Here is an 11,606-nt window from a genome sequence, read left to right as displayed (position 1 = left end):
ATTGTTGTATTTATATTAAATGTTTGTAGTAAAGTTTTTATTTTCTTTTATTATTTGTATATTTGCATTTATGATAAAAAAATATATAAAGTTATGAGTCAGATAAACAATCATTTGGTAATAATGGCAGGAGGAGTGGGAAGTAGGTTTTGGCCAATGAGCACATCTGATTATCCCAAACAGTTTATAGATGTTTTAGGTGTTGGTAAATCATTATTGCAGCTTACACTTGATCGTTTTAAAGACATAATGCTTTTGGATAATGTTTGGGTTGTAACTAATGAAAGATATGTAGATATAGTTCGTACGCAATTGCCTGAAATTTCTCAGAATCATATCTTAAGCGAGCCATGTCGTCGTAACACAGCACCTTGTATAGCTTATGTAAGTTGGCGTATAAAGAAAGAAAACCCTAAGGCAAATATAGTTATAACTCCCAGTGATCATATTGTAACAAATCCTACAGAGTTTAAACGTGTAATAAATAATTGCTTAGAGTTTACGGCACAGTCGGACGCTATAGTAACTTTAGGTATGAAACCAACACGCCCTGAAACAGGATATGGTTATATTAAGGCAGATCTTAGTTCGTTTTCAGCTCGTAATAAAGAGGTTTTTCGTGTCGACCAATTTAGGGAAAAGCCAAGTTTAGAGACTGCTAAAAAGTATATTAGTCAGAACAATTTCTTTTGGAATGCTGGTATTTTTGTATGGAGTGCTTCTACGATTATTAATGCTTTTCGCATTTATCAGCCTGCTACAGCTCTTTTATTTGAGAGAATTATAAATGTTTTAGGTACACCATTAGAGCAAGAAACAATTAATGAAATTTATCCAGAGTGTGAGAATATATCGGTTGATTATGCTATAATGGAAAAAGCAGAGGAGATTTTTGTTCATCCTGCAGACTTTGGTTGGAGCGACCTTGGTACATGGGGCTCATTGTTGGCTCAAACTCCTCATGACCTTTATGGAAACACGCTTATAGGTCCTAATGTGCAGGTATTTGATACAAATAATACTATAGTTCATACCTCAGATGAGAAAAAAGTAATTATACAAGGATTAGATGGCTATATAGTAGCTGAAAAGAATAACACATTACTTATATGTAAATTATCTGAAGAACAAAAGATCAGGCAGTTTTCTGGTGAAAACTAAACGTTTTAGTAAATAGTACAAAGTGAATATAAAGATTAAAAGCATATAGGAATCATTATAAAAGCGGATTGTTTTTTAGGAAGATGTACTTTATTTTGAGTTAATAAATTAATAGTATGGAACCATTGGCTGAGAGAATGCGTCCACGCAGTTTAGATCAATATATAGGGCAAAAACATTTAGTGGGTAAAAATGGTGTATTGAGGAGAATGATAGAATCGAAACATATCTCTTCTTTTATACTTTGGGGGCCTCCGGGTGTCGGAAAAACCACTTTAGCACAAATAATAGCAAATATGTTAGAAACGCCTTTTTATTCAGTTTCGGCAGTAACAAGTGGCGTAAAGGAAGTGCGTGAAGTAATAGAAAGAGCCAAAGGTAATCGTTTTTTTTCTACTAATTCACCAATTATTTTTATAGATGAGATACATCGCTTTTCACGAGCTCAACAAGACTCTTTGCTTGATGCTGTAGAAAAAGGTATAGTAACTCTTATTGGAGCAACGACGGAGAATCCTTCTTTTGAGGTTATTACTCCTCTTTTATCGCGTTGCCAAATCTATACATTGAAAAACTTAGAAGATGATGACCTCTTATCATTATTATATCGTGCCATAAAGGAAGATGGTGAGCTAAAGAAGCGTAATATTGAAATTGTGGAAACATGCGCTATTTTGCGCTATAGTGGAGGTGATGCGCGTAAGTTGCTTAATATATTAGACCTTATTGTTTCTTCAACACTGGAAGATAATATAAAAATAACAGACGAAATGGTGGAAAATCAATTATTGCAGCCTGTTTTATCTTATGATAAAGCTGGAGATATGCATTATGATATTATTTCGGCATTTATAAAGTCAATACGTGGTAGCGATCCTGATGCTGCAATTTATTGGTTAGCGCGAATGATAGAAGGAGGAGAAGACCCCAAATTCATAGCTCGTAGATTAGTTATTTGTGCAGCAGAAGATATAGGATTAGCTAATCCTAATGCTCTTCTGATAGCAAATGCTGCCTTTGATATTGTTATAAAAATAGGATGGCCAGAGGGTAGAATACCTTTGGCAGAGGCTACTATATATTTGGCTACATCTCAAAAAAGTAATTCTGCATATTTAGCTATAAATGAAGCTATTGCCGAAGTAAATAAAAGTGGTAATGTGCAAGTTCCTCTATATCTTCGTAATGCGCCTACCAAATTAATGAAAGATATAGGATATAAAAAAGGTTATAAGTATCCTCATGATTATCAGAATAATTTTGTGTTGCAACAATATCTTCCTGATACTTTAATAGATAAACATTTTTGGCATGCACAGCACTCTCCAATGGAAGAAAAGTTATATCAGCGTATGTTACAAGTGTGGGGAAAACGCTATGAATGACGATATTTAATTTGTGGTATAAAAATATATTATTTTCAAGGGAATTGTAGTTTAAAAATTGTTCTTTTGGAAAATATGTCTATAGATGTTTTATTTTGTCTAAATTTATTTGTATTTTTGCCATATAGTAGTAAGTTGTTTTGATGTATTTTTCTTTATTATGACTGGCTAAAGTTAATACTTTGGTAATTTGTTTTATTATGTTTAATGAAAATAGTCAGGTATAGAATAAGTCATATAAATAAAAAAAGAGTGGAGATGAAACCTATTTTTGTAGCAGGCCCATGTGTTATAGAAAGTTTTGAGCTTCTTTGTCAAGTGGCAGAAGAGTTAGTTCGTTTAAATAACAAATATAAAGTAAATATTATTTTTAAAGCAAGTTTTGATAAGGCAAATCGTACAAGTTTAAGTTCTTTTAGAGGTCCTGGATTAAGCAAAGGTTTGTCCATGTTAAGAGAAATAAAGCAACAATATGGGTTAAAGATTCTTACAGATATTCACGAAAGCTATCAAGCAGATATTGTAGGTGAAATTGTAGATGTTATTCAGATACCAGCTTTTCTTTGTAGACAGACAGATTTACTTGTAGCTGCATCTAAAACTGGGAAGATTATTAATATAAAAAAGGCACAATTTTTAAGTGGTAAGGATATGAAATATCCTGTCCAGAAATGTTTAGAGAGTGGTGCTAAGGAAGTTTGGCTTACAGAACGTGGTAATAGTTTTGGTTATAATAATTTGGTAGTAGATTTTCGTAATATTTATGACATGAAAGAAATAGTACCAATAGTTATTATGGATTGCACGCATAGTGTACAGCGCCCTAGTGCAGGTGAAGGAAAAACTATAGGTGATCGTAAATTTGTACCTGCTATGGCTATAGCTGCAAAAGCTTTTGGGGCAACTGGTTATTTTTTTGAAGTTCATCCAGATCCAGATAAAGGTTTATCAGATGCTGCTAATATGTTAGAGTTAGATAAGTTAGATGGGTTAATAGGCAAATTAATATGATAGTTGAAGAAAATAAAATAGAAAAAGTAAGGTCTTATGCTATTCAATGTATTAAGGAAGAGGCTGAAGCTACATTAGCTTTAATAAATCAGCTTGATGATAATTTTGATAAAGCAGTAAAGCTAATTTATGATTGTAAAGGTAAGGTTATAGTAACCGGGGTGGGCAAGAGTGGAAATATTGGTGCAAAAATAGCAGCAACATTATCATCTACAGGTACTCCTGCTTTCTTTGTAAATCCATTAGATGCTTATCATGGGGATTTAGGAGTAATGACTAAAGATGATGTTGTACTTGCCCTTTCTAACTCAGGTCAAACAGATGAGTTGTTACGTTTTATCCCCATTCTTTTACAAATGACAGTGCCGATTATAGGTATTAGTGCTAATACAGATTCTTTATTGGCAAAATATAGTACTGTACATATTAAGGTTTGGGTAGAAAAAGAAGCTTGTCCACTTAATCTTGCACCAACAAGTTCTACTACAGCGGCTCTTGTTATGGGAGATGCGTTAGCTGTAGCTTTAATGAGGGTACGCAATTTTAAGCCGAAAGATTTTGCACAGTTTCACCCTGGTGGATCTTTAGGTAAGCGCTTACTTACAACGGCACAAGATGTGATGCAGGCAGAAAGTTTGCCTATTATTCCTAAAGAAATGCATCTTGGTGACGCTATTATACATGTTAGTAAAGGGAAATTAGGGTTAGGGGTTTCTCTTGATAAAGATAATAAGGTTATAGGTTTAATTACTGATGGCGATATTCGCCGCGCAATGGAACAATGGCAAGCTGAATTCTTTGATAAAACGGTAGAGGATATAATGACAAAAGAGCCTAAGTCAGTATTACCTATTACTAAAATTGCAGATATTCAAGCTACTATGCAAAAATATAAGATTCATACAGTATTAGTATGTGATGCTAATAAACACTTATTAGGAATTGTTGATCATTATAGATGTATGGTTTAATATTAAATGTCTTTTAATATTCAGAGATTGTACATTAAATAAAAAATGAAAAACATGTAAAATATATGTATAAAAGAGATGTTTTTATAATATTTTCTATTGTTTTAATGTCTTTATTTTTCTTACCGGAAAGTAAAGCAATGATACTTTATAAAGAGAGAGCAGACTCTTTAATAGCATTTCAATTAAGGAAAAAGGGGGTGCATTTTACGAAAAACAATTCTGTAGTATTGCTGAAAAATGGTAAAGAAAAATTTGAAGATTTATTTAAAGCAATAGAACAAGCGAGGTCAAGTATACATTTAGAATATTTTAATTTCCGTAATGACTCTATTAATAACGAACTTATTAAGCGCCTAGCTATTAAAGCTAAAGAAGGTGTTGAGGTTAGAGCTGTATTTGATGGATTTGGTAATGCAAGTAATAATAGTCCTATAAAAAGAGCTGATATTAAGAAAATTAGAAGTATGGGGATTGAAATATATAATTTTAAGCCTCTTAGGTTTCCTTGGTTTCATTGTATATTTAATCGTGATCACCGTAAAATAGTAATAATAGATGGTAAAGTTGCTTACACGGGAGGAATGAATGTAGCCGATTATTATATAAAAGGCACAAAACTAGTTGGTTCATGGCATGATATGCATTGTAGAATAGAGGGAGACGAGGTTAATACTCTTCAAAGGATTTTTTTCAAAATGTGGTATCTTGTTACGGGACAAAAGCTGCATGGAGCTAAATATTTTAGAGGAATAACTAATGCAGAATATATAAAAGGGTTAAAGCCTGATACAAGTGCATCTGTAGGTAAAAAGATGATTTGTATTATTAATAGAGAGCCGCATATAACAAATGATATTATTCGTTATTTTTATATTAATGCTATAAATGATGCGCAAGATAGTATAAAAATTATAAATCCATATTTCACATTAAGTAGAAAATTAAAGAAAGCTTTAAAAAATGCTGTTAGACGTGGGGTTAAAGTAGAAATAATGCTTAGTGTTAAGAGTGATATACCTCTTACTCCTGATTGTGGCTTTTATAACGCTCACAAATTAATGAAAGCAGGTTGTACAGTATGGCTTTATAAAAAAGGTTTTCATCATACTAAAATAATTATGGTTGACGGACAATTTTGCACAATAGGTTCGGCTAATCTTAATGCTCGTAGTTTGAGGTGGGATAGAGAAGAGAATGCTGTAATAATAGATCCTTATATAACTAAAGAGCTTGATACTTTATTTGATGAACAAAAAAAGGATAGCTTTATTTTAACACCTAAGAATTGGGAAACATGGCGCTCTCATTGGCAGCGATTTAAGGGGTGGTTTGCTTATTTATTATCCCCTTTTCTTTAAGTATTAGTTATCTTTTGAAATGATATTATTGTTGTCAGGTAAAAATTTTATATATTTATAAGTATGTGTATAAAGAAGAAAATAACATTTTTGTTTATTATACTGATATATTTATGTTATATGCAAACTATAAGGGGGGAATCTATATGTATTAATAAAGATAAAGACTTATACCTATTAAATATGTTTGCAAAGGTTAATGCTATAAATAGTAATACTAATGAATATATGTATAAATCAAATGCAGCTTTAGTTTCTGAAACTAAGTTAGATTGTGCCAAAATGGTTTTTTCTTTACCTGGTATGCGTTTTATGCAAAAAATACGAACTAAAAAGCCTGTTAATAAACTTACTGTTAAAAGATTGCCTGTAGGACTTGTATGGAATGATAAAAGAAAGTTAATAGAGGGATATATAAATAAAGAAGGACAGTATTCTTATAGTATTTGTATAGAAGATAATGGTAAGATATATAGTGAAAATATAAATCTCATAGTATCTAATAAATTGCAGATGCCAGTTCCATTTATGGGTTGGTTATCATGGAATTCAGTGCAGAATGAAGTGTCTGAAGATATAGTAAGAAAAGTTGTGCAAATATTTAAGGCTAAAGGACTTTATGCATGTGGGTGGAAAACTATTATGCTTGATGATCTATGGCAGGCAAACGAACGTCAGCCAGATGGCACACCAAAAGCAGATGAGAAAAGATTTCCAAATGGTATTAAGGCTTTATCTAATTATATTCATAAGGAAGGAATGAAGTTTGGCTTATATACAGATGTAGCAGAATTAACATGTGCTAATGCTTTTGGCTCTTTGGGGTATGAGGATATAGATGCAAAAACGTACGCAGACTGGAAAGTTGATATTGTTAAATGCGATTATTGTCATGCTCCAAGTGATCTATTAACAGCTAAAAAACGTTATAAAGATATTTATGAAGCATTTAAAAGAGCAGGCAATAATACAGTGTTATATATATGTGAGTGGGGAGAACGTGAACCTTGGAAATGGGGTGCAGAGATAGGGGGAAGATGTTGGCGTGTATCTCAAGATGTAAGAGATTGTTGGACAGGAAAAGGAAATGGTGAGGGAGTGGTGCAAAGCATTAGAGATATGAAGCATTTATCAACATATCAGGGCGTAAATCGTTTTAATGATGCAGATATGTTATGTACAGGTTTGCATGCAACAGGTAAATCTTCAAATGATTTATGTGGTGGAAAAGGACCAGGAATGACACAAGATGAGTATCGTACTCAGTTCGCTTTATGGTGTATGTGGTCTTCTCCTATGGTGTTATCTTTTGATCCAAGATTAAAAACATTTACAAAAGATGATTATGCTATATTGACAAATAAAGATTTGATTGCACTTGATCAGGATCCTATGGGGCAGCAAGCGGATTTGATATCAGAAGATAACGATATGGTTGTTTTTGCTAAAGATTGTGCAAATGGAGATATTGCCATTTCTGTTACTAATATGTCAGATAGAGATAGGGACTTTACATTCGATTTTTCTAAAATACCAGCACTTGATGTTTATAAGTCATATCATGTTCGTGATCTATGGACTCAATCTATGTTAGCAAAGAAAGTGACTTCTTTATTAACTACAAAAGTTGCGAGTCATGCTACAAAAGTGTTTCGTCTTTCAGAAGATTAGTTTTTTGTTGCTTAAGGAAAATATATGAATAAAAGGATATATGTGTTTTATAGATTGAGGAAAAATTAATATAAAGGTTTTTATTCACTAATTATAATTAAAAAAATTGGTTGGTATATTGTTTATATATATATTTGTAACCTAATGAGAAGAATATTTTTCATAATACTATTAATGTTGAGTATATCAATATATGCACAACAAAATGTAACAACAAGTGCAAATGATACTGCGCTAGTAAGACCTATAGAGTCTTCACAGTTACGCGGAATACGTGAGGCAACTGTGGAGGAAAAGGTGTTCGCTAAACAGTTAGCATATCAAATAGAAGAACAAAGGCAGGTGGATAATACTTTACCTATTGTAGATGTAAATAGTCAAGCAATTACATATAATGATATTTATTATCCCATATGGACTAATAGGTTGTGGAGATTACATCCAGGTTTAAATATCAATTTAGGTGCATCAGCTTTCTATAATATGGGTAAAGGATATTTTAATGGTGGAGGCTTCTCTCAAGATGTTTCAATTCAATATGTAACTAACATTTCACCAAAACTCACAATAAGTTTAGGTGGCTATCTTAATCATATTACTTATAAAGGGGATAATTATTTTGTAGGAGGTGTAAACGCTATGTTAGGATATCGTTTAGATGATCATTGGAGTGCATATGCCTTTGTACAAAAGGCTTTCACAAGCAATAATATAATATTTGGATATAATAATTACTATCAGCCTTATATTGGGCAATATAGATGTATGGGAACTATTGCTGGGTATGGGTATGCAGGATTAGGTTATGGCATAATAGATTCTCGATATATGGATCGTATTGGTGGGGGTATTACTTACCAGTGGGGTAGTAATAATCAAAATACAATTTCTATAAATGTAGAGTTTGATCGTTTACCTGATTATAGAAATAATTTCTATAATATACAGCGCTATGATTATCCCACATATTAATAACAATAGAGGCAAATATTATAGTTATTTATTGTTGTATAATAAAATAACCATTCTTATATTATAGTTGTGTTTTTTATAAAAACGGGTAATCAAAAAAGTATATTATTCGTGAGAAGTGCCATGCATAATTTTCAAGCTTAATAAAAGTTTTAACAGATAGTAATATAATACTTGTATGTAAGAATATGGTGTATATGGTAAAAACGAAAAACACCAAAAAGATTGCCGATAGTTTGAAATAATGAAATTATTTTATACCTTTGCTGTGCATTTGTATCTTGAAAAGACATTATAAATCTAATATAAAAATACTATGTAATATGATAATGGTAAAATCTTTACATTCAATTTTGCAGTTCACACCTATAAGTTTTATGTTTCTTTTACTATCGAGCCAGCCTATGTATGCCCAGCAATGGCAGCTGAAGGGGAGGCTGGTGGAGAAGGTAGACAGGACTACTCCTTTGGATGCCGCCGAGATATTAGTAAGCCCTCTTGGCGGGGATGTCACTTCCAGCAGCTTATCGGATGAAGAAGGCAGGTTTGCTCTTTCGCTTTCTTCGGGCAAGTATGTGTTCAGATACCGACAGTTGGGCGATATTCTTAAGACCGACACCCTCGATGTGCAAGCCGACACCGATTTGGGTGATATTCCTTTAATAATAAAGAAATACACAATGAAGGAGGTAACGGTTACCTCTCAGCGCAGAATGCTTAGTCAGAAAGCTGGAAAACTTGTATATTTAGTTCAGAACAGTCCTTTTGCCCAGGGGTTCAGTACACGCGATTTACTTCATAATATCCCTCGCATAGACCCGACAAGCGAGGAGATAAAGATAATAGGCAAGAGCAATGTTCTTGTATTGGTGGACGGACACAGGGTTAATTTGGAGGGAAAGGATTTGGATATGTATTTGCGTACGTTACCCTCTGAGAACATTAGTAAAATAGAACTCATTACAAATCCTTCAGCCAGATTTGATGCTGCGGGTAACAGTGGAGTGCTGAACATTATCCTAAAAAGCAAGCCAGTAGGTTTTGATGGAAAAATTCACACCTTGCTGACACAACGCACTCATTTTGCAGCCGAGGAGGGAGCTGACTTGTCGTTCTCATCAGGTAATTTTTCGGTAGAGTACAAAGTCGACAACTCCAATGAGAAACGCCCTCAGAAGATGGAAAGTTCTTACATCTATCCGACATACACACGTGTTACGAACGATTATACTCTTAACCGCTATGACATATTGAGCCAGAATCTTAATAGCAGCTATCAAATAGGGCATGTAAAAATAGGATTCTTTTCCACTCTCAACCGTTCCCGTAATAAGGGCTTTCACAGGGGCGAAATGAACTTCAGTGATGGTTCTTATCCGTCGAACACCTATTCGGAGCAGACTCACGACAAGTATCGTTTGGAAACGATTTCCCCTTATGTGGAATGGAAGCTGGACAGCATAGGTAAGAAGCTAACGCTGAATTATAATTACATTCATTTAAGCGATGATGTCAACCATGTGTACGATTCCGGCTCGGCTCACCTCTTTTCGAGCAGTTGGGACAATTACAGCAATGTGGTGAATACTCTCAGCGCAGACTTAAACCTTCCCTTTACGTGGCTGAACTTTGAGGTGGGTGGCAAGTACTCCCATTTCAGAACGAACAACATTTCGGATTACGGAGGCAGCAATGGTTTCTTGTTCAAGGAAACAATAACGGCCCTCTATGCAGATGTTTACCGGAACTTTGGTCCTTTTTATGCCAAGGCAGGGTTACGCTATGAGCATACAAGCAATAATGGGATAACGCTTGGCGGTTTAACCGTTTCCAATAAATATCATCATTGGTTTCCGTTCGCAGAGCTTTCCTATAATACTTCCGACGACCATTCCTTCTCTTTAGGATATAGCAAGCGAGTTGACCGGCCAAGTATGAACAATATGAATCCCACAAAGGTTTATCGCGACACTTATTCTTACTCGGAAGGAAATGACAGGCTTGTTCCGTCCATCATGGACAATTTAGAGTTTAACTATGTCTTTAAGGGAAACCTTAATGTAGATTTGTACTACTATCACACTTCTGACGCCATACAGAGCCTGAGACAAGTGGTTGATGATTTATATACCAAGTATTATCCCAAGAACTGCCTAACCATAAACACCTACGGCGGAGATGTTAGTTATAATTTCTCGTGGGGTAAATTCAACTTGTATACAAGTGCTTCTATGTACTATCTGAAGGCCAAGTCTATGGCAGAAGAACTGGATGATTCGGATTTGAAGAGCTTGAACACGACTCTCTCTGCAAATTTTAGTTATCGCTACAAGGCTATGACCATTTTTGCAAATTATTATCATGTATTTCCGGGCATGGAAGAATCTTTTCATACCGGGAATATCGATTGCTTAGGTTTGGGCTGCAAAATCAATCTCCTAAAGAATAAGCTCTTGCTGAATGTTCTGGCGCAGGATATCTTTGGAGGTACCAAAGCTCATAACCGAGTGGCATACAACGATTATATGTTCAGAAATAACATAGATAATGACAATACTTCGTTACGTGTAGGGTTAACGTATAATTTTGGAAAGCGTAAAGCCAAACGAACGGATGTAAATATCAATAACAGCGAAATGAATCGCCTGCCGAATATTAAGAAATAAAAATAAGAGAGATGAAAATTATTCAAAGTTTTTGGACTGGCAATAAAAATAATAATATAAAAAAACAAAAGGAGCATATATAAAATATACGCTCCTTTTATTAGATACATTAATCTAACTTAAAATCTTTTAGAGATGTTATTAAGCTAATAAAACCTTTTTACCATCACCCATTATCTTACCTTCTTTGAATAACCAACCTACACCAAGAAGCGTTTCCTCTACACTAATCTTAGCTACAGAAGCAATTTCTTTTACGGTAAGACTTTTTTTAGCTGATGCTAAAGCCTGATAAACATCACCTGCTTTGAAACCAATGTTCTCTGCGTTAATTGCTACCTCTACTTCCGCTTTCTTAGCTACTGCTTTTTTAGCTGTAGTTTTTGTTGTAGTTTTTGTTTTTTTTTT

General features: G+C 33.9%; 9 protein-coding genes. 8 read left to right on the top strand and 1 reads right to left on the bottom strand.

All coding sequences use genetic code 11. The annotated features are described in order from the left end of the window. Window positions 1–93 precede the first annotated feature (93 nt). The 8 genes from HMPREF9018_RS06110 (at window position 94) to HMPREF9018_RS06075 (ending at window position 11,198) form a co-directional block, all read left to right on the top strand. Window positions 94–1,161 (top strand): mannose-1-phosphate guanylyltransferase, encoded by a 1,068-nt coding sequence (locus HMPREF9018_RS06110; protein WP_008449443.1) that lies wholly within the window; start codon window positions 94–96, stop codon window positions 1,159–1,161. A 116-nt stretch (window positions 1,162–1,277) separates the two neighbouring features. Then, window positions 1,278–2,546 (top strand): replication-associated recombination protein A, encoded by a 1,269-nt coding sequence (locus tag HMPREF9018_RS06105; protein WP_008449427.1) that lies wholly within the window; start codon window positions 1,278–1,280, stop codon window positions 2,544–2,546. 258 nt (window positions 2,547–2,804) lie between these two features. Beyond that, on the top strand, window positions 2,805–3,557 hold the full coding sequence (gene kdsA, locus HMPREF9018_RS06100; protein WP_008449406.1) for a 3-deoxy-8-phosphooctulonate synthase: 753 nt from the start codon (window positions 2,805–2,807) through the stop codon (window positions 3,555–3,557). Further along, window positions 3,554–4,528 carry a KpsF/GutQ family sugar-phosphate isomerase gene (locus HMPREF9018_RS06095; RefSeq protein ID WP_008449418.1) on the top strand — a complete coding sequence of 325 codons (975 nt, stop codon included), beginning with the start codon at window positions 3,554–3,556 and terminating at the stop codon, window positions 4,526–4,528. The genes kdsA and HMPREF9018_RS06095 overlap by 4 nt, the downstream gene beginning before the upstream one ends. 107 nt (window positions 4,529–4,635) lie before the next feature. After that, window positions 4,636–5,889: a phospholipase D-like domain-containing protein gene (locus HMPREF9018_RS06090; protein ID WP_232724651.1), complete on the top strand. Its 1,254-nt coding sequence runs from the start codon at window positions 4,636–4,638 to the stop codon at window positions 5,887–5,889. A 183-nt stretch (window positions 5,890–6,072) separates the two neighbouring features. Beyond that, complete coding sequence (locus HMPREF9018_RS06085) at window positions 6,073–7,560, top strand: glycoside hydrolase family 27 protein (protein WP_008449410.1); 1,488 nt, start codon at window positions 6,073–6,075, stop codon at window positions 7,558–7,560. 144 nt (window positions 7,561–7,704) lie between these two features. Then, on the top strand, window positions 7,705–8,532 hold the full coding sequence (locus HMPREF9018_RS06080; RefSeq protein WP_024992729.1) for a hypothetical protein: 828 nt from the start codon (window positions 7,705–7,707) through the stop codon (window positions 8,530–8,532). Window positions 8,533–8,909: 377 nt separating this feature from the next. Next, a complete protein-coding gene (locus tag HMPREF9018_RS06075) occupies window positions 8,910–11,198 on the top strand; it encodes an outer membrane beta-barrel family protein (protein ID WP_232724649.1) in 2,289 nt (762 codons plus the stop codon). Between the two features lie 141 nt (window positions 11,199–11,339). Here the strand turns inward: HMPREF9018_RS06075 and HMPREF9018_RS06070 are convergent. Next, a partial coding sequence (locus HMPREF9018_RS06070; RefSeq protein WP_008449408.1) for a winged helix-turn-helix domain-containing protein occupies window positions 11,340–11,606 on the bottom strand: 267 nt, incomplete at its 5' end.

Source organism: Prevotella amnii CRIS 21A-A, assembly GCF_000177355.1.
GTDB classification, from domain to species: Bacteria; Bacteroidota; Bacteroidia; order Bacteroidales; family Bacteroidaceae; genus Prevotella; species Prevotella amnii.
The sequence above is the reverse complement of the archived record's forward strand: the minus strand, read 5'-3'. Positions and strand labels throughout refer to the sequence as shown.

Coding starts and splice junctions, on each gene's coding strand:
- kdsA (WP_008449406.1), top strand. CDS start 2,805: ATGAAACCTATTTTTGTAGCAGGCCCATGTGTTATAGAAAGTTTTGAG.
- HMPREF9018_RS06095 (WP_008449418.1), top strand. CDS start 3,554: ATGATAGTTGAAGAAAATAAAATAGAAAAAGTAAGGTCTTATGCTATT.
- HMPREF9018_RS06075 (WP_232724649.1), top strand. CDS start 8,910: ATGTTTCTTTTACTATCGAGCCAGCCTATGTATGCCCAGCAATGGCAG.
- HMPREF9018_RS06105 (WP_008449427.1), top strand. CDS start 1,278: ATGGAACCATTGGCTGAGAGAATGCGTCCACGCAGTTTAGATCAATAT.
- HMPREF9018_RS06080 (WP_024992729.1), top strand. CDS start 7,705: ATGAGAAGAATATTTTTCATAATACTATTAATGTTGAGTATATCAATA.
- HMPREF9018_RS06110 (WP_008449443.1), top strand. CDS start 94: ATGAGTCAGATAAACAATCATTTGGTAATAATGGCAGGAGGAGTGGGA.
- HMPREF9018_RS06085 (WP_008449410.1), top strand. CDS start 6,073: ATGTTTGCAAAGGTTAATGCTATAAATAGTAATACTAATGAATATATG.
- HMPREF9018_RS06090 (WP_232724651.1), top strand. CDS start 4,636: ATGTCTTTATTTTTCTTACCGGAAAGTAAAGCAATGATACTTTATAAA.